The sequence below is a fragment of the uncultured Allobosea sp. genome (assembly GCF_945956895.1).
Classification (GTDB): domain Bacteria; phylum Pseudomonadota; class Alphaproteobacteria; order Rhizobiales; family Beijerinckiaceae; genus Allobosea.
Window position 1 is genome coordinate 59,599 of sequence record NZ_CAMFJF010000013.1, and the last position, 17,805, is coordinate 77,403.

Below are 17,805 nucleotides of genomic sequence, written 5' to 3' on the forward strand. Positions count from 1 at the left end.
GAACAAGAAACGATCGAACCATATGGGCAGCGCGCTCGGCCCCTTCTCACGTCTCTCGGTCAGCCAGCCGCTGCTCGCCGCCGGCTCGGCGGCACTTGCCGGCAGCCTGGCATCCTATGCCGCTGCCGCCGGCGCTCCCGCCATGGGAGCGGCCGCAGTGGCGGCGGTCGCGCTGCTCGGCGGCCTCGCCGCCTGGGGCGCGACCCGCCCGCTCGCGCGCAGCGCTGCGGCGGCTGCCCGCATGGCCGAGGGCGGGGAGATCGCATTCCCTAATGCATCCGGTTCAGGTGAAGGCGCGGAATTGTCGCGCGCGCTCGCAAGCATCCACGAGCAGGGCCAGGAAGCCGAACGTCTGCGTGCCGCGCTCGATCATGGCCGTGCGAGTGTCATGCTCTGCGATCCCGCCGGCCGTGTCGTCTATGTCAGCAAGGCGCTGCTGCGCTTCTTCGGCGAGGCGCAGGAGGATTTCCGCGCCGCTTTCCCCGGCTGCTCGGCCAAGGACATGCTCGGCCGCGTCATGGAGCGTGTGCAGGGCGAGCACCAGCCGCTCAGCGGCCAGCCTGTGCGCCTGACGCTCGGCCGCCGCACGATCTGCCTGACGCTGACCGCCATCACGCGTGGCGACGGCCGCAGCTTCGGCACCGCGGTGGAATGGCGCGAGATGACCGGCGATCTCAAGCTCGCCGCCGAGATCGTGGCGCTGGTCGAGGCGGCTGAGGCCGGCGACTTTTCACGTCGCCTGTCGTCGGAAGGGCAGCCGCTGCCGCTCGGCCATGCGGTCAAGGGTTTCAATCGGATCAACGCGCTGCTCGAAGGCACGTTCGACCAGATGGCGCATGCCGTTTCGGGGGTAGCGGAGGGCGATTTCGATCGGCGCATCCCGGTGACCCATCAGGGCAGCCTCGGCTTTCTTCAGGACAGCCTTAACGAGGCGCTCAGTCATGTCGGCGCGACGCTCGCGACCATCCGCGACAGCGCGGACCGGGTTTCGCATGCCGCGGCGGAGGTCGATGCGGCGACGGCGGAGCTTGCTGCGGGCGCCGGGCGGGCGGCTGCCGATCTCGGTGAAGCCTCGGCCGCGGCCGAGCAGGTCTCGGCTTCGGTCGGGCGCAGCAGCCTCCGCACCCGCGAAGCCGGCGACATCGCCGGCGAGACGATGAGCGTCGCGAAGCTGGGGCAGGGCGTCGTGACTCGCGCTGTCGGCGCGATCGAACGCATCGAAAACTCGTCGCTGAAGATTTCCGAGATCGTCGGCGTGATCGACGAGATCGCCTTCCAGACCAATCTGCTCGCTCTGAATGCCGCCGTCGAGGCCGCGCGCGCGGGCGATGCCGGCAAGGGGTTCGCGGTCGTCGCCTCCGAGGTGCGCTCGCTGGCGCAGCGCTCGGCGCAGGCTGCCAAGGACATCAAGGGGCTGATCGCTTCGTCGAACGGGCAGGTCGCCGAGGGCGTCGGCTTCGTCCGCGAGACCGGCAAGGCGCTGGAGCGCATCGTCGCCGCGGCGGGCAAGGTCTCGACGACCGTCTCGGAGATTTCCGTGGCGACGGCCGAGCAGGCGCAAGGTGCCGGCGAGATGGGCCGCAGTGTCGCGAAGATGGACAAGGGTGTCAGGCAGAACGCCGATCTGGCCGGGCGCAGCGCCGAAGCAGCAGCCGAACTCGCCGAACAGGCGGCGGCGCTGCACGCCACGATCGAAGCATTCAGCGGCGGCCATGCCGCGGCCGGCAGCGCTTTGCCGCCACGGCGCGGCACGGTTCCGGTCGCCGCGCAGCCGTCACGGACGATGCCGCAGCCGCAGCCGCGCCGCGTCGCCGCCGGTGGCCGCATGGGGATTTGAGAGATGAACAGACCTGCCTCGCCCAATCCCTTCGCGTTCGCCCAGCCCGCCATGGCCGACGTCACGCTGACGCGCGACGACATGAAGTTCATCGCGACGCTGGTCTATGAGCAGGCCGGCATCGTCATCCGCGAGCATAAGGAGGCGATGACGCGCGGCCGGTTGGCGCGCCGCGTCAAGGCGCTCGGCATGAGCTCTGTCGCGGAATACTGCGCCTTCCTGAAGACGCCGCAGGCGGCGGGCGAACTGCCCGAGCTGATCAATGCGGTGACGACCAACCACACCGCTTTCTTCCGCGAGCGCCACCATTTCGACCATCTGCGCAAGGATGTCATGCCGCGCCTGCTGCAGGAGCGCGCGGGCCGGCGAGGTCGCATCCGCATCTGGTCGGCCGCCTGTTCATCGGGCGAGGAGCCCTATTCGATTGCCGCTTCCTGCCGCGACGTGATGGGGCCGCGCAGCGATGTCGATTTCAAGATCCTGGCGACCGATATCGACACCGACATCCTGACGCGGGCCGAGGCCGGGATCTATCCGGCGGAGCTGTTCGAGCGCCTGCCGGGCGACGTGAAGCCGCTGCTCAAGCTCGAAGGTGGAGCCGGGCGGGGCGAGGCCCGGATCAGCGAGGAACTGCGCCGGATGATCGCGTTCAAGCGGCTCAACTTGATCGAGAAATGGCCGATGAGCGGCCCGTTCGACGTGATCTTCTGCCGCAATGTCTTCATCTATTTCGATACGCAGACCAAGGCCTCGATCCTCGACCGTTTCGTGGCGCTGCTGGCGCCCGGCGGCTTCCTCTATCTCGGGCATTCGGAATCGCTGCCGCAACCGCATCCGAAACTGCGCCTGATCGGCCGCACCATCTACGAGAGGACTGCATGAGCGTTTCCCGGTCCTCCCGTCGCTACTTCGACCCACGCTTCCAGGCGACGATCATCACCGTTGCGCCGGGCGAGCATGAGATCACCTCCGCCAAGGACGAGATCGTCGCGACCGTGCTCGGCTCCTGCGTCTCGGTCTGCATGCGCGACCCGGTCGCGGGCGTTGGCGGCCTCAACCATTTCCTGCTGCCCAAGAACAATGGCGGCTCGGATACCAGCGCCGGCGAGCGCTATGGCGACACCGCCATGGAGGTGCTGATCAACGACCTGTTGAAGCGCGGCGCCAAGCGGAGCAATTTCGAGGCGAAGGTCTTCGGCGGTGCGCGCGTGCTCTCGGGCGCGACGATGCTCGCGATCGGCGACGGCAATATCGCTTTCGTCAACGAGTTCCTGAAGGTCGAGGGCATTCCGGTGGTCTCGCGGGATGTCGGCGGTACGCGCTCGCGGCGCATCCACTACCAGCCCGCGACGGGCCGGGCCTGGGTGCAGCATGTCCAGCCGACCGCGCGCGACAGCGGCCACGAGCAGGAAATCGCCTATCTCAACCGGCTCAAGACGCAGCCGGTGGCCGGTGAAGTGGAGGTCTGGTGATGGTTGTCGCGACGTCTTCCGCCGCCACGGTCAAGGTTCTCGTCGTCGACGATTCCGTGCTGATGCAGAAGCTGATGACGCAGATCATCAATTCTGCGCCCGGCTTCGAGGTGATCGGCGTCGCTGGCAGCGCCGAGGAGGGCTGGGACGCCATCCAGGAGCTCCGGCCCGATGTCGTGACGCTCGATCTCGAATTGCCCGGCCGGCACGGCCTGAAGCTGCTGGCCCGCGTGCTGAAGCAGGACCCGCTGCCAGTGCTGATCGTCTCCGCCTTTGGCGGGCCGGGCGCCGACAACACGATCCAGGCGCTGGAACTCGGGGCGATCGACTTCATCGAGAAGCCCGATGGCACGACCCATACGCTCGACGGCTTCATGAAGCATCTCGTCGCGGCGCTGCAACGCGCCGCGGCCAGCCGCAAGATGATTGCCGCCGCGCGGCAGATGACGCAGATGGCCGCCGCCGCACCGGCCCGCCCGGCCGCGGCCCCGCCGCGGGAGCCGGCACGCAGCGGCAAGACTTCGCTGATCGCGATCGGCGCCTCGACCGGCGGCGTTCCGGCGGTGCAGACGGTGATGCGGGACCTTGCGCATCTCAGGCTGCCGATCGTCGTCGTTCAGCACATGCCGCCGGGCTATACTGCGAAGTTCGCGGCAAGGCTCGCGACCGCGACCGGGCTCGATGTCCGCGAAGCCGTCGATGGCGACAGGCTGCGGCCGGGCATGGCCGTGGTGGCGCCCGGCGGTCCGCGCCATCTCGAGATCGAGGAGCGGCGTGGCGAGTTCGTGTGCACGCTGCGCGAGGGGCCGCTGGTCAGCGGTCACTCGCCTTCCGTCGACGTGATGTTCCATTCGGTGGCGCGCAGCGTCGGCAGCCATGCCGTCGGCATCCTGCTCACCGGCATGGGGCGCGACGGCGCAGACGGTTTGTTAGCCATGCGCAAAGCCGGCGCCGAGACGTTAATCCAAAGCGGGGAGACCTGCGTGGTAAACGGGATGCCGAAAGCGGCCTACGAGTTGGGAGCGACCGAGAGGGTCGTTCCATTGACCCAGATTGGTACCGCGGTCAGCCAGTTGATCGGCGAGCGGCCGAACCTGCGCACCGCGTAAGGAGATTGTGATGTCAAAGGCCAGAAGCGAATACCGCATCCTGGTGGTCGACGACCAGAAGAGCATGCGCGGCCTGGCGACCTATTTCCTCAAGCAGATCGAGTTCCAGGATATCGACGAGGCGGAAAACGCCCGCGAGGCCCTGATGAAGATGCAGCAGAAGCGCTACGATCTGCTGTTGCTCGACTGGAACATGGAAGGGATGAGCGGCATCGACCTCTTGCGCGCCATCCGCTCGGTGCCGGAACTCAACCAGATCAAGATCATCATGGCGACGTCGGAGCGCTCGGTCGACAAGATGGACGAGGCGACCACCAACGGCGCCGACCACTACGTCGTGAAGCCCTACGAACTGCGTGACCTCGAGGTGCGGGTGAAGAAAGTTCTGGCCTGCTGAGGAGAGGCCGGAAACCCTCAGCCCTCATCCTGAGGAGCCGCGTCAGCGGCGTCTCGAAGGATGGTCCAGAGGACACCGGAGCCTTCTGAAGCATCCTTCGAGACGCAGCCAGCGGCTGCTCCTCAGGATGAGGGCTAATCACATCGGTCTCGCCATCGTGAAGCGAAGCCCCGCGCCGGCCGGCTGCGGGGCTTTCTGCTTTCGGGCATGATGCGCCGGCTCGTTGTCGCACCGGAGAGAAGCAATGCAGCCTTCGCGTCGTCTGATCTTGGCGGGCATCGCCGGAGCCGCCGCTGCCGGCTTCGCCTCTCGCGAGGCTGCTGCGCAGGCTCTGACGGGCGCCCACGCCTTTGGCTTCGACAAGCCGGGCGGAGGCCGCCTGCCGCTCGCCGATTATCGTGGCCGGCCGATCCTCGTCGTCAACACGGCGACGCGCTGTGGTTATGCCGGGCAGATGGCGACGCTGGAGCAGCTCTGGCAGCGCTACCAGACGCGTGGGCTCATGCTCGTCGCGGTGCCGAGCAATGATTTCGGCGGGCAGGAGCCGCTCGACGGTGCCGCTATTGCAGAGGCTGCAAGGCAGAGCCATGGTGCGACCTATGCCTTCGTGGAGAAGACCGTGGTGCGCGGTCCCGAGGCGCATCCGTTCTATCGCTGGGCCGCTTCGGAGAAGCCGGCCGACACACCGCGCTGGAACTTCCACAAATACCTGATCGGCCGCGATGGCGCGCTGCTCGGCGGCTTTTCGTCTGCGACGGATCCGCTTTCGCCGCAGCTCGTGCAGGCGATCGGGCGGGAACTGGCGGCGGGGTAGGCCGCCTCATTCTGACGTAAAAAGTGCGGGTCATCCCGGACGGAGCGAAGCGAAGATCCGGGATGACCCGCGCTTTTTGATCCAAGGAGCTTGGCTACGTCCGGCAAGAGAGGCTCGGGTCAAGCCCGAGCATGACATGCCCTTACTTCTTCGGCCGGAACGCCGCGATCACAGCCGGGTCGGTTTCGAGCCGGGGCCCTTCGATCAGGTCGATGCAATAAGGGATCGCCGGCATCACCGCGTCGAGGCACTCGGCGATGGCGCGGGGGCGGCCCGGCAGGTTGACGATCAGCGACTTGCCGCGGATGCCCGCCGTCTGGCGTGAGAGGATCGCGGTCGGCACCTTGGCGAGGCTGACCTGGCGCATCAATTCGCCGAAGCCGGGCATCGGCTTCCCGACGACATCCTCGGTCGCTTCCGGCGTGACGTCGCGAGGAGCTGGACCAGTGCCGCCGGTGGTGACGATCAGGCAGCAGCCTTCCGTGTCGGCGAGATCGCGCAGCGTCCCGGCGATCGTCGCGCGATCGTCCGGGATGACGCGCGCGACCGCTTCCCAGGGCGAGGTCAGGACTTTCCTGAAATAGGCATCGATGGCCGGGCCGCCCTCATCGGCATAGATGCCAGCCGAGGCACGGTCGGAGACCGTGACGATTCCAATCCGGGCGGGCGCGCTCATCGGTTCTCTCCTGCGGGCAGGGCTGCTGTATCGGCGGGGCGGATGGGCGGTCAAGCAGGCTCGCCAGCATTCGGACGATCTGCTAGCGCAGCGCCATGCGCCTCGCCGCCGCTCTGCCCCATTCTTCGAACCCCCGCAGCTTTGCCGCCAGTTTCGTGGCAACTGTGGTGATGATCCTCGGGCTGCTGGGCGGGCTGACTCTCTGGCGCGATCCCTATTGGGTGTTTCGCGACAACCCGCCCTGGACGCGCGACGGGGTCGGCGCAAGCCGCCTGCTCGATATCGAGATGCGCCTGATCAAGCCGCTCCAGATCGCCAGGTTGAAGCCGCAGACGCTCCTGATCGGTTCCTCGGTGGTCTATCGTGGCCTCGATCCGCGCGATGTCTCCGTCACAGCGGGGCAGGTCTACAATGCCGGCATCTCCGCCCTGATGGCACGGGAACTGCCGACGCTCGCGGCCCTGGCGGTCGATGTCGGCAGCGTCAGGCGGGTCGTGATCGAGCTCGACTATTTCATGTTCACGGCCTGGCCGCCGCCGCCAGCGATCGACCGGAAGCTCGCGACGGCGTCAGGACGCCGCGAGGCGCTGGTTTCGGTCGTGCTCAACCCGAAAGCGTTCGACAATCTGCGCGGGCGGCGAGTGCTGCGGACGGAGCCCGGTCTCTGGCATCGCGACGGCTACAAGGCGACGCCGGATTTCGATGCGGAGCTCGTCGGCAAGATCACACGCGAGCAGAATATCGCCGCGATGGTCTATAGGCCGGATGACCTCGCTCATCTCGCGCGGGCGCTCGATCTACTGCGAGGACGGGATGTAACGATCGTCCTGTCGCCCATGAGCGCAGCGCAGAGGCAACTCATCGAAGCAGGCGGCCGCGGACCGGAGCTGGCTGCCTGGCGACAGGATGTCGCCAGGCTAGCCACGCGGCGCGGCTTGCCGTTTCACGATCTCGTCTCGGGGCATCCGTTCGAGGATTTCGATCCGGGAAAGGCGTCGTCGCGCTACTGGCTCGACACCCTGCATTTCAAGCCGGAGGTCGGCCGCTGGCTTTTCGGGCGGATCGGGCTCGGGCGGCATCCCGCAGGCGCCTGAGCCACATCCGGCCGAAGGCTGCGATCTCTGCCGTGCCGGTGCGGCCCGGACCGACGCGGATGATCGTGTTGGCCATCTCGCGGCGCTCGCCCCAGACATAGGTACCGGCATCGACGCCTTCGCCGGCGCCGCTGTCGAAGAAGGCGGGGGGCGTGCCGTTGAAATCGGCCTGCAGCATGGCGATCGTCAGGGTCCGGCCGGGCGAGTGGCGGCTTTGCGTCTCGTCATAGGCGATCTTGAGGAAATGCCGGCGGTTGCCGCTATCGATCAGCAGTCCCATGGCGATGGCGCGCCCGTCATGCAGCAGCGTGTCGATCAGCAAGGTGTCGTCGGCCGCGCAGAGTTCGGCCAGGCGGCGGAAATAGGCGATGTCGGCCGGCAGGCAGGCGATGGCGGTGCCGGACTCGCCCTTCCAGCCGGAGGCTTCGAGGGTGAGGAAGGCGTCGAGCGCCTCCAGCGCGCCGCGGCCGCGATTGCGCCGGAAGGTGAGGGCGCCCTGCTTGGCCACCGCCCGGAACTGCTGCATGCGCTTCTTGTAGGAAGAGCCGAGCGCGCGCCTGAGGTAGGCTTCGAAATTGTCCTCCGGGCGCGGGATCATCACCGGCCGGACCCAGCGCTCATAGGTCGAGATCGCGCTGCCGGTCTGGCGGCAGGCCTCGGCCAAGGCCACGTAGCAGGGGCCGTCGAGCGGGAGCAGCGGCAGCAGCAGGCTGTGCGGCAGATCGCGCGAGGCGAGGAGGTAGCGCATCAGAGCCCGCGCCGCTTCCGCCGCATGGTCGCGGTCGAGCACGGGCAGCGACGAGACTTCGTAGAGCGGTACGAGCGGCGAGGCGAGGGCGGCGGCAAAGCCGCTGCGCCAGCCTTGCTCACGCCGGAAAGCCCAGACGCCGACGAGTTGCTCGAAATCGAGCGCCTCGCTGAGCCAGGCGCACAGAATGACGATCTCGTCCGCCGGCACGAGCATCGTCGCAGCCGAGACGGCGGCCGGGGCCATGTGCGGATTGGGCTCAAGCGCATGGCGCGCGAGCTCCGCGAAAACCGACCCCAGCTCCGCGTAAGCGGCGGAGCCGAGGCGCCTGACGACGATGGTGCTCAAGACCGATGGCCGTCCCGGTTCGGTCGGCGCCACTCGCCGCGCAGGGAGAGAACGAAGGCGATCACCTGTGCCGTGGCGCGGTAAAGTTCTTCGGGAATCTGGTCGTCGAGCTCCACCGCCGAGAGGGCCTGCGCGAGGATGGCATTCTGCTCGACCGCGACATCGTGCTCCCTGGCGGTTTCGACGATGCGCTCGGCCAGCTCGCCACGGCCCTTGGCGGTGACGCGCGGGGCGCCATGCCCGTCATATTCGAGCGCGACGGCGATGCGGGGCGGCTGGCGCGCGCTCATGACAGGCGGTCCAGGAACTGGCCGGCGGTTGGCTGCATCACGCGCGGCTGGCCGGTATGGATGTCGATCGCGCCACTGGCGAAATCGGCATCGAGCAGCGCGCCTTCGAGGCCGGGCGCCGCGCCGCGCAGGAGCTGGCTCGTCTCCTCGCGCTCGGCCCAGATCAAGACGCCGACATCGCGGCCCTGCAAGGTGACCACGCCCTGGAGCGGCCCCATCGGCTCGATATCCAGCGCGAAGCGGATGCGCCAGATCGGTGGGGTCACGCCCTGGGCGTCGCGGCGGGGGGCGTCACGCTCGACCTGGAGCGGCAGCATCGTGATGCCCTGCTGGAAGGCGAGCGGGATCTCGGCGAGCCAGCGCTGTGCCGGCTGCGTGCCGTCCTGCCGGGCAGGCTCCAGCGGAAGCGAGGCGTATTGCGTCAGCCTGATCCGGTCGAGCGCGGCCTCGGTCTGGTCGAGCAGGGTCTCGGCAATGGCGAGCGGCTTTTCGCCGGGTGTCAGCGAAGGCTCGACGGCCGGCTGCGGCGCGAGCGGGCCGTCCCGGCGCGGCGGGGCAAGGCGTGCGGTTTGGTCGTTGATGGCGGAGTCGGTCTGCTGATCCGCTCCCGGAACACTGCCATGTTCATGGCGGCTGGCCTTCGGGTCCGGCGAGAGGGCATCAACGATCGGCAGCAGGGTTTCGCGCAGCGTCTGCAGGTCGGCCTTGAGATCGCCCCGCCGAGGCGCTGGCAGCGCCGCAACCTGCCGCATGTCGAGGAAGAGCCCCGAGGCCTGGAACGCCTCCTGCAGCCTTGCCGCTGACGGCGCCTGCCGTTCGGCCGGAACGGCTTGGGCCAGCACCTGCTGGATCGCCGGCGGCAGCGTCTTGGGCAGGGCGAGCGAGATTGTTCCCTGCGCCAGTGCGCGCAGATTGGCGAAGAGCGGGGCGAGGCCGTCTTGCCGTTGCAGCAGCGGGCCGAGCAGTGGGCCAGCGACGGCCCGCGCGGTTGCGGCCGTAATCACGGGAGCGGCAGGAGATGAGGCGGCTGCCGGCGTGGTGGTGTTGGTGGCGGTCGCGCTCGCAGATGTGGAGCCAGCCCCAATCGGAGGTGTGGCGCCCGCCTGCGCCGCCGGCAGGCCCAGCGTTTTCAGAGCTTGCTGGAGGAAGGCCTGCTGGACTGCGACTGGCGAGGGCGGATGCGCCGCCTGCGCGGCCGCCGGTGCCGATGTCGTAGCAGATTGTGGCGCAGCAGCGGGGACCGCTGCCGGGTTCGGCCGGGCTGAAGCCGTTGTCGAGGCCAGAGGTGCGGCCGGCTGTGCAGGTTGAGGCGCCGGGGCCGTTTGCAGCTGGGCTTGCCCGGAACTCGATGCCGTTGGCGGACGCACTTCGACCAGCGTGGCGCGCAGGTCGCCGCCGGGCTGCTCGGGTGGGTCGAGGCGCAGCAGAAGCGTCGCGCCCGGCTGCAACGCCGCTTGTCTTGCTTGCGGACCTGCGAGGACGAGCGCGACCTTGGTTTCGCCGATCGTGGCCGTCGCGGTGCCGTCCGGTTCGAGCGACGCGAGCCTGGCCTGCACCGTCCGGCCAGCCGTCAGCTCTCCGCCTGCGTCGAGCGCCTGCAGCAGGGTGGCGAGGGTCTGGCTCTTGACGAGCTGGGCGAGATTCATCTGATGACCATGTGACGACGCATCACCCTGTCACGAAAGATTAAGCATTTCCTTGCCGGGCGGCCGCTCTGTGCAGGGCGCGCCTGCGCGATCGGCGCTGGTCTCGGGCATCGCGCTGCGGCAGGCTCAGCCACCCCGTTCGAGGATGTCAGCCATGGATTATCGCCGTCTCGGCCGCTCCGGCCTCAAGGTCTCGCCGCTCTGCCTAGGCACGATGATGTTCGGCGGTCCGACCGACGAGACGGCCTCGCGTCGGATCATCGACAGCGCGCGCGAAGCCGGGATCAATTTCATCGATACGGCCGATGCCTATAACGAGGGCCAATCCGAGGAAGTGACCGGCCGCGCCATCGCCGCCCATCGCTATGACTGGGTGCTGGCGACGAAGGTCGCCAATCCGATGGGGCAGGGGCCGATGCATGGCGGGCTATCGCGCCGCTGGGTCCTGCGCGCCTGCGAGGACAGCCTGCGCCGGCTCGGCACCGAGACGATCGATATCTACTACCTCCATAAGGAGGATCACACGACGCCGCTGGCGGAGACGGTGCATGCGATCGCCGATCTCGTCCGCCAGGGCAAGATCCGGCATTTCGGCGTCTCGAACTACCGCGCCTGGCGGCTGGCCGAGATCTGCCGGCTCTGCGACGAACTCGGCATCGACCGGCCCGTCGTCAGCCAACCCTATTACAACGCGATGAACCGCATGCCCGAGGTCGAGCACCTGCCGGCCTGCGGCTATTTCGGGCTGGGCGTCGCTTCCTATTCGCCTTTGGCGCGCGGCGTTCTCACTGCGAAATACGCGCCGGGGCAGGCGCCGGCCGAGGGCACGCGCGCCGGGCGCGGCGATCGGCGGATGATGCAGGCGGAATGGCGCGAGGAGAGCCTGATCATCGCCCAGACGATCAAGGAACATGCTGCACGGAAGGGTCTGACGCCGATCCAGTTCGCGGTGCGCTGGGTGCTGAACAATGCCTTCGTCACGGCGGCGATCGCCGGCCCGCGCACCTTCGAGCAGTGGGAGGCCTATCTCGCGGCGCTCGATGTCGGTTTCGACGCGGAGGACGAGGCGCTGATCGACCGGCTGGTGCCGGCGGGCCACCCCTCGACGCCGGGCTACAGCGACCCGGCCTATCCGCTGGAAGGGCGCGTCAGCCGCGTCTGAGCGCAGCCCGTCAGTTCATCATGCAGAAGCCGCCGACCACGACATCCGTCTGGCACCACGGCTTCCTGGCCTCGCTGTTCGAGGAGAGGCGGAGCGGCAAGGGCTCCTCGCGCCGGGCGGTCGCGGGCGGAAAGGGCACACGCTCCGGCTCGCTGGTCGCAGCCTGCGCGCGGTTCGCGCCGGCCGCGATGCCGGGCACGACGACGATGCTGCGGCTGGTCTTGGCGGGTGTCGCCGCACTGCGTCCGCCCAGGCGGAACCTCGCCGCCTCGGCCTGAACGGGCAGCAAGGTGGCGGTCGCGAGCAGGCACAAGACGGCAGCGATGCGGCGCATAAGAGCGGTCTCCCGGTTGTCGGCAGGATGACGCGAACTGCCGCAACGACAAGGAAAGCCTGAAATCAGTCTCAGCGAGGCGTTAACGACCGCTTTCAGGCAGTCTCCGGCATCGTCAGCGCATCCCAGGCCGCCATTGCGCCCTGCACGATCATCTCCAGCATCTGCCTGGAGGCTCCGTCGCGTGCCTGGATCGACATGCCCTGCTGGACGGTGGCGTAGTAGCTTGCGATCGGATGCGGATCGAGCGCTGCCGGCAACTCCGCCTCGGCGATGGCGGGCGGATCATCTCGACCGGCTCCTGCCTCGCCGACCGGGTCGTCGAGCCTGGCGTCACACTCTATGCGATGAGCAAGGCGGCGCTGATCGGCTTCACCAAGGGGCTGGCGCGCGATCTCGGCCCCCGCGGCATCACGGTCAACATCGTCCATCCCGGCTCGACCGATACCGACATGAATCCGGCCAATGGTGAGCGGGCCGATGCGCAGAGGGCGCGCATGGCGATCCCGCGCTATGGCCAGCCGGAGGGTATCGCTGGGCTCGTGGCCTATCTCGCCAGCGAGGAGGCGCGCTTCATCACCGGCGCCGGCTTCGCCATCGATGGCGGCGTGAATACCTGATACGAGCCGTCATGCTCGGGCTTGACCCGAGCACCTCGGAAACCAGTGGTTTCCAGTCCTGAGATTCTCGGGTCTACGCTTCGCTACGCCCGAGAATGACGGAAGGGGTCAGTGCCCCGGCAGGACGATCATGGTGGGGGTGGCCGGCAGCGTCGCCTTGCCCAGCGTGATCGTTGGCTGCTCGCGGCGCTCGACCGGCCAGAGCCCTTGCGTGCGGGCGAGGAAGCGTTCGAGCGTGCCGCCGCCGAAGAAGTGCATCGGGATCATCACCCGCGCCTGGATCGACTTCAGCACGTCCAGCATGCCGGTCTGGTCGAGCGTGTAGCTGCCATCGACCGGGAAGAGCACGATGTCGACCCGGCCGAGCGCGCGCAGATGGCCGGGCTCCAGCGGGTGATGCAGATGGCCGAGATGGGCGATGCAGAGCTCGCCGATCTCGAAGACGAAGATCGAATTTCCGTCATAGTCCGTGCCGCCCTCATAGGTGCGGATATTAGTCGGCACGTTGCGGACGCGGACATCGCCGAATGTCAGGTCGTGCTGTGCCGCGCCCTGGCCAGACAGGTCCCAGCCGGGCAGGACATGCTTGATGGCGGGGTCGGGATTGCGCGAATTATGCGTCGAGTGCGCCTTGTTCATCGTGGCGATGTCGGGCGTCACCGGCGGGCGGACATAATCGTTGTAGTCGGTGGCGATCTTCACGCCGCCCGGTGTCTCGATCAGGAAGGTGGCGTGGCCGACGAAGGTGAGCCTGGCCTCGTCCTTCGCGAGCTGCGCCCGGTGGATCGGCGGGCCCAGGCTCGCCATCTCCGGCCGGCAGCCGGGTTGGTTCGATTGGGCACGGGCAGGCGCCGGAGCGAAGCCCAGGGCAGCGCTCAGGACGATGCCGGCGAAAGCCAATAGTCCGAAGGTGCGCGACAGATTCATCGTCCGGCTCCGGTTGCGCGTTGCCCGCAACGATCAGGCAAAGGACGGGCCTTGAAAAGCGCGCTGGCGGTTTCGTGAACCGTTACACAGGCGCGGAGCGTCGGATCTCGACCGTCGCGGTCGCAAGACGGCGGTAGAGCTTCCTGCGACGCAGGATCGGCACCCAGTCGTAAAGGAACATCTCGGCCGGCCGCCAGATCACCACCCAACCGATGATGACCAGACTTTCCTGAAAGAGGCGTGCGAAGGGGCCTTCATGGGTCTTCGTCAGCAGCCAGCTCAGGAACAGGCAGGCGGCGAGCCCGACGAAGCCGATGGTGAAGGCGAGGCGGCCGTCGCGGAACAGCTCGCGCAGCGCGTAAGTTTCCGCCTTCGCCCGGCCGGCGAACCAGCTCGTGATCGCGATTGCGAGGTCCGGCCCCGGTCTGTCGGGGGCATCGGGCTTTTCGAGATGGATGACGATCGTGATCGGCTCGTCCTTCGGCAGGTCGCGGGCCCAGTCGACGATGTATTCCTCGGCTTCTGCGGCGATGTCGCCTTCGCGGAAGGGGAAGGGGTCGAGCGTGTTGAAGAGCTGGGCGCCGTCACGCAGCCTCAGCGCGACGGTCGCGCTGCCATCCTCGTTTTGCATCTCGAAACGTCCCCTGCGGCCACGGCCTGGTATTGTCCCGGACAGGTAGAGCCTCCGCAATGCGCCCGATGCGGTTGCGGGCGGCGCGGCTCACCGCTACATAGCGGCCAGATTTCCCGACATCCTTGTCGCAAGCGTTCGAAAGCGGAGCCCGCTCGCCCCATGTCCCGCCAGTTCATCTACCATATGCGCGGCCTGTCCAAGACCTATCCGGGCGGCAAGCAGGTGCTGAAGGACATCCATCTGTCCTTCTATCCGGATGCCAAGATCGGCGTCCTCGGCGTCAACGGCGCGGGTAAGTCGACCCTGCTCAAGATCATGGCCGGGTTCGACAAGGAATGGACCGGCGAGGCCTGGGTCGCTGACGGCGCGCGCGTCGGCTACCTGCCGCAGGAGCCGAAGCTCGACGAGAGCCTGACCGTCCGCGAGAACGTCATGCTCGGCGTCGCCCCGCAGAAGGCGATCCTCGACCGCTATAACGAGCTCGCCATGAACTATTCGGACGAGACCGCCGACGAGATGACCAATCTCCAGGACGAGATCGAGGCCAAGGGGCTGTGGGATCTCGATTCGAAGGTCGACCAGGCGATGGACGCGCTGCGCTGCCCGCCGGACGACTGGGCCGTCGACAAGCTCTCGGGCGGCGAGCGTCGCCGCGTGGCGATGTGCAAGCTGCTGCTGGAGCAGCCCGAGCTGCTGCTGCTCGACGAGCCGACCAACCATCTGGACGCCGAGACCACTGCCTGGCTGGAAGGGCATCTGCGCACCTATCCGGGCGCGATCCTGATCGTCACCCACGATCGCTACTTCCTCGACAACGTCACGAGCTGGATTCTCGAGCTCGATCGCGGCCAGGGCATCCCCTACGAGGGCAACTACTCGGCCTGGTCGGTGCAGAAGCAGAAGCGCCTCGCCCAGGAAGGCCGCGAGGATGCCTCGCGCCAGAAGACGCTGGAGCGCGAAGCGGAGTGGATGGCGCAGTCGCCCAAGGCCCGCCAGGCCAAGAGCAAGGCCCGCATCCAGCGCTATGACGAGCTCGTCCAGAAGGCGAACAGCAAGGGGCCGGACACCGCCCAGATCATCATCCCGATCGCCGAGCGGCTGGGCAACAACGTCGTCGATTTCGATGGGCTGTCGAAGGGCTTCCAGGACAAGCTCCTGATCGACGATCTCACCTTCAAGTTGCCGCCGGGTGGCATCGTCGGCGTCATCGGCCCCAACGGCGCCGGCAAGACCACGCTGTTCAAGATGATCACCGGCGCCGAGAAGCCGGATGCCGGCTCGATCAAGGTCGGCGAGAGCGTCCAGCTCGGCTATGTCGACCAGAGCCGCGACTCGCTCGACGACAAGAAGAACGTCTGGGAGGAAATCTCCGGCGGCAACGACGTGCTCTATCTCGGCAAGCGCGAGATCAATTCCCGCGCCTATTGCTCGGCCTTCAACTTCAAGGGCGGCGATCAGCAGAAGAAGGTCGGCTCGCTCTCGGGCGGTGAGCGCAACCGCGTCCATCTCGCCAAGATGCTGAAGTCCGGTGCCAACCTGCTGCTGCTCGACGAGCCGACCAACGACCTCGACGTCGACACGCTGCGCGCGCTGGAAGAGGCGCTGGAGGATTACGCCGGCTGCGCCGTGATCATCAGCCACGATCGCTGGTTCCTCGACCGCATCGCGACCCATATCCTCGCCTTCGAGGGCGATAGCCATGTCGAGTGGTTCGAAGGCAATTTCGCCGAATACGAGGAGGACAAGAAGCGCCGCCTCGGCATCGACTCGACCATTCCGAAGCGCATTCAGTACAAGAAGTTCACGCGCTGAGCGCTCGATACCTGAATCGAAAAGCCCCGTGGTGCCGCAAGGTCCGCGGGGCTTTCTTTTAATGCAACACTTTGGGCTGGATGACGCTGCCAACATCATCTGGCTTGTCGCGGCAGAAGCGGCGACCTAAGGCTTCCGCTCTCCGTTGCGCCCTTAAAGACCGCTTGAACCCATGAGCCAGCCGGCCTCGCTCCCCCGCCCCGATCCGTCGCTCGGGAGCTATGCGACGATGCTGCTGCTTGCTTTGCTATGGGGCCTGTCGATCCCGATCACCAAGCTCGGCCTCAATACCCTGCCGCCGCTGACGCTGACGGCGTTCCGCTTCATCATCGCCGTGCCTCTGATGTTCGTCTTCGTCGTCGGCAAGCAAAGGCTCCCCTGGCGCGTGCTGCCGCGGCTGGCTGCGCTCGGCATTCTCGGCATCGGCATCGGGCAGGTCGCGCAGACCTTCGGCGTCGCCGGCACCTCGGCCTCGGTCGGCACCATCATCTCCGCGACGATCCCGATCTTCGTCGTGGTTTTCGCCGCGATGCGGCTGAGGCAATCGGTGTCGCGGCTTCAGGCACTTGGGCTCGTTGCCGCCTTCGCCGGTATCGCAGTTGTGGCTTCCGGGCGGAGCGATGCGGCTTCCGCCGTGACCCAGACCACGCTGGCGGGTTCGATGCTCGTGCTGCTCTCGGCCGTGACCATCGCGTTCTACTACGTCTGGAGCGTCGAACTATCCGAGCGCTGGGGCACTGCGACGGTGGCGGCCTGGAGCACGCTGTTCGGCTTTCTCGCGCTGCTGCCCTGGGCGGGGTGGGAGATGTGGCATGTGCCGTTCACGGTGACCGCCACGGGGCTCGGTGCCGCGGCTTATCTCGGCGTCGTGGTGACCGTGGCGGGTCTGTTCATGTGGCTCGCCATCCTGCGCACGGTTCCGGCCCGGATCGCCGCTGCCATCCAATATCTCCAGCCGGTCGTGGGCGTTGCGGCCGCGGCCGTGATGTTCGGCGACGATCTCGGTTTGATGTTCGCGCTTGGCGTCGGCCTGGTGCTTGGCGGGCTGGCGCTGACCGTTGCCAACCGGCGCGGCGAAGCCTCCTGACATCTTCGCGGCGAGTGGACAGCCGCCGCCTCACGGCTTCAATTGATGGGCATGCTGACGCTCGACCATCTCACCGTCATCGCCCCGACGCTTGCCGAAGGCGTCGCGCATGTTCGCGACTGCCTCGATCTCGATGTGCCCTTCGGCCAGCGGCACGGCTATATGGGGACCCATAATCACCTGCTGCAACTGGGCGGCGGGGTCTATCTGGAGATCGTCGCGCTCGATCCTGACGGGGCGTATCCCGGGCGTGCCCGCTGGTTCGGGCTCGACGACCAGAAACAAGTTCGGCGGGACTGGGATACGGGCCGTCGTCTGCGCGGCTGGGTCGCGCGGACGGATGAGATCGACAATGTCCTTCAGGGCAGGGAGCCCATCTTCGGCCGCAAGGTCGGGCTGCCGGTGGACGCCCCCGTCTTCGATTTCGTCATTCCCGATGATGGTTCGTTGCCGTGGGGAGGGGCTGCACCCTCCATCATCGACCGCCGCGGCAAGCCGCGCTCGATGGCGACGATCGCCGACCTGGGTGCGCGTTTGCGTGGCTTCTCTCTTGAATGCCCGAATGCCGATGTCGTTGCGGCGTTGTTGAGGGAACTGGGGGCAGCGCGGGCCCCCGCCGTCGCCGGCGGAGCCGAATTGCGCTACCGCGCGCAGATCGAGACGCCTGCCGGTCTCCGGGAATTATCCTGATCGCAGCGTTAAGTGATCGCGGCGCTTTTTCCTTTGGAATCAGCGTAATTTAGCCGGCGCCCCGAGTGACAAGCAGACCCGGTATGCGGCCCTCGTCTGACGACTTAA

The 17,805-nt window shown here is 67.4% G+C and carries 19 protein-coding genes and 1 pseudogene; 12 read left to right on the forward strand and 8 right to left on the reverse strand.

Annotated features, from left to right (window positions below; all coding sequences use genetic code 11):
• Positions 1-22 precede the first annotated feature (22 nt).
• The 6 genes from Q0Q02_RS10310 to Q0Q02_RS10335 all read left to right on the forward strand — a co-directional run bounded on the left by Q0Q02_RS10310 (position 23) and on the right by Q0Q02_RS10335 (position 5,629).
• Positions 23-1,837: a methyl-accepting chemotaxis protein gene (locus Q0Q02_RS10310; protein WP_293809083.1), complete on the forward strand. Its 1,815-nt coding sequence runs from the start codon at positions 23-25 to the stop codon at positions 1,835-1,837.
• A gap of 3 nt (positions 1,838-1,840) precedes the next feature.
• Positions 1,841-2,719 carry a protein-glutamate O-methyltransferase CheR gene (locus Q0Q02_RS10315; RefSeq protein WP_293809085.1) on the forward strand — a complete coding sequence of 293 codons (879 nt, stop codon included), beginning with the start codon at positions 1,841-1,843 and terminating at the stop codon, positions 2,717-2,719.
• Entirely contained in the window at positions 2,716-3,309 is a 594-nt protein-coding gene (locus Q0Q02_RS10320) for a chemoreceptor glutamine deamidase CheD (protein ID WP_293809086.1), read from the forward strand. Before Q0Q02_RS10315 ends, Q0Q02_RS10320 begins: the two co-directional genes overlap by 4 nt.
• On the forward strand, positions 3,309-4,418 hold the full coding sequence (gene cheB, locus Q0Q02_RS10325; protein ID WP_293809088.1) for a chemotaxis-specific protein-glutamate methyltransferase CheB: 1,110 nt from the start codon (positions 3,309-3,311) through the stop codon (positions 4,416-4,418). Before Q0Q02_RS10320 ends, cheB begins: the two co-directional genes overlap by 1 nt.
• A gap of 10 nt (positions 4,419-4,428) precedes the next feature.
• Positions 4,429-4,815, forward strand: coding sequence for a response regulator (locus Q0Q02_RS10330; protein WP_293809090.1), 387 nt, complete (start codon positions 4,429-4,431; stop codon positions 4,813-4,815).
• Positions 4,816-5,059: 244 nt separating this feature from the next.
• Positions 5,060-5,629 carry a glutathione peroxidase gene (locus tag Q0Q02_RS10335; RefSeq protein ID WP_293809092.1) on the forward strand — a complete coding sequence of 190 codons (570 nt, stop codon included), beginning with the start codon at positions 5,060-5,062 and terminating at the stop codon, positions 5,627-5,629.
• Between the two features lie 142 nt (positions 5,630-5,771).
• Here the strand turns inward: Q0Q02_RS10335 and mog are convergent, their stop codons facing one another.
• A complete protein-coding gene (gene mog / locus Q0Q02_RS10340) occupies positions 5,772-6,305 on the reverse strand; it encodes a molybdopterin adenylyltransferase (protein WP_293809094.1) in 534 nt (177 codons plus the stop codon).
• Positions 6,306-6,400: 95 nt separating this feature from the next.
• Between mog and Q0Q02_RS10345 the strand changes: the two genes are divergently transcribed.
• On the forward strand, positions 6,401-7,399 hold the full coding sequence (locus tag Q0Q02_RS10345) for a hypothetical protein (RefSeq protein ID WP_293809096.1): 999 nt from the start codon (positions 6,401-6,403) through the stop codon (positions 7,397-7,399).
• Here Q0Q02_RS10345 and Q0Q02_RS10350 read toward each other — a convergent pair.
• The 3 genes from Q0Q02_RS10350 to Q0Q02_RS10360 are packed head-to-tail and all read right to left on the reverse strand — an operon-like array spanning position 7,332 to position 10,431.
• Positions 7,332-8,495 carry a GNAT family N-acetyltransferase gene (locus Q0Q02_RS10350; protein WP_293809098.1) on the reverse strand — a complete coding sequence of 388 codons (1,164 nt, stop codon included), beginning with the start codon at positions 8,493-8,495 and terminating at the stop codon, positions 7,332-7,334. The genes Q0Q02_RS10345 and Q0Q02_RS10350 overlap by 68 nt on opposite strands.
• The gene (locus tag Q0Q02_RS10355; RefSeq protein WP_293809100.1) at positions 8,492-8,785 is read right to left on the reverse strand and encodes an EscU/YscU/HrcU family type III secretion system export apparatus switch protein; all 294 of its coding nucleotides are present in this window, start codon (positions 8,783-8,785) and stop codon (positions 8,492-8,494) included. Before Q0Q02_RS10355 ends, Q0Q02_RS10350 begins: the two co-directional genes overlap by 4 nt.
• Entirely contained in the window at positions 8,782-10,431 is a 1,650-nt protein-coding gene (locus Q0Q02_RS10360) for a flagellar hook-length control protein FliK (protein ID WP_293809102.1), read from the reverse strand. The genes Q0Q02_RS10355 and Q0Q02_RS10360 overlap by 4 nt, the downstream gene beginning before the upstream one ends.
• Before the next feature lie 154 nt (positions 10,432-10,585).
• On the opposite strand from Q0Q02_RS10360, the gene Q0Q02_RS10365 reads away from it, so the two are divergent.
• On the forward strand, positions 10,586-11,593 hold the full coding sequence (locus Q0Q02_RS10365) for an aldo/keto reductase (protein ID WP_293809104.1): 1,008 nt from the start codon (positions 10,586-10,588) through the stop codon (positions 11,591-11,593).
• A gap of 10 nt (positions 11,594-11,603) precedes the next feature.
• On the opposite strand, the gene Q0Q02_RS10370 is transcribed toward Q0Q02_RS10365, so the two are convergent.
• Both Q0Q02_RS10370 and Q0Q02_RS10375 read right to left on the reverse strand, forming a co-directional pair.
• The gene (locus Q0Q02_RS10370) at positions 11,604-11,927 is read right to left on the reverse strand and encodes a hypothetical protein (protein ID WP_293809106.1); all 324 of its coding nucleotides are present in this window, start codon (positions 11,925-11,927) and stop codon (positions 11,604-11,606) included.
• Between the two features lie 95 nt (positions 11,928-12,022).
• On the reverse strand, positions 12,023-12,187 hold the full coding sequence (locus tag Q0Q02_RS10375) for a hypothetical protein (protein ID WP_293809108.1): 165 nt from the start codon (positions 12,185-12,187) through the stop codon (positions 12,023-12,025).
• A 6-nt stretch (positions 12,188-12,193) separates the two neighbouring features.
• On the opposite strand from Q0Q02_RS10375, the pseudogene Q0Q02_RS10380 reads away from it, so the two are divergent.
• Positions 12,194-12,547: pseudogene (locus Q0Q02_RS10380) on the forward strand (SDR family oxidoreductase); the annotation flags it as partial.
• A gap of 108 nt (positions 12,548-12,655) precedes the next feature.
• Here the strand turns inward: Q0Q02_RS10380 and Q0Q02_RS10385 are convergent.
• On the reverse strand, positions 12,656-13,474 hold the full coding sequence (locus tag Q0Q02_RS10385; protein ID WP_293809110.1) for an MBL fold metallo-hydrolase: 819 nt from the start codon (positions 13,472-13,474) through the stop codon (positions 12,656-12,658).
• A gap of 82 nt (positions 13,475-13,556) precedes the next feature.
• The gene (locus tag Q0Q02_RS10390) at positions 13,557-14,105 is read right to left on the reverse strand and encodes a hypothetical protein (RefSeq protein WP_293809112.1); all 549 of its coding nucleotides are present in this window, start codon (positions 14,103-14,105) and stop codon (positions 13,557-13,559) included.
• A 162-nt stretch (positions 14,106-14,267) separates the two neighbouring features.
• Between Q0Q02_RS10390 and ettA the strand changes: the two genes are divergently transcribed.
• The 3 genes from ettA (at position 14,268) to Q0Q02_RS10405 (ending at position 17,697) form a co-directional block, all read left to right on the forward strand.
• Entirely contained in the window at positions 14,268-15,920 is a 1,653-nt protein-coding gene (ettA, locus tag Q0Q02_RS10395; protein ID WP_293809114.1) for an energy-dependent translational throttle protein EttA, read from the forward strand.
• A 172-nt stretch (positions 15,921-16,092) separates the two neighbouring features.
• Positions 16,093-17,007 carry an EamA family transporter gene (locus Q0Q02_RS10400; RefSeq protein WP_293809116.1) on the forward strand — a complete coding sequence of 305 codons (915 nt, stop codon included), beginning with the start codon at positions 16,093-16,095 and terminating at the stop codon, positions 17,005-17,007.
• A 51-nt stretch (positions 17,008-17,058) separates the two neighbouring features.
• Positions 17,059-17,697: a VOC family protein gene (locus Q0Q02_RS10405; protein ID WP_293809118.1), complete on the forward strand. Its 639-nt coding sequence runs from the start codon at positions 17,059-17,061 to the stop codon at positions 17,695-17,697.
• Positions 17,698-17,805: the final 108 nt, after the last annotated feature.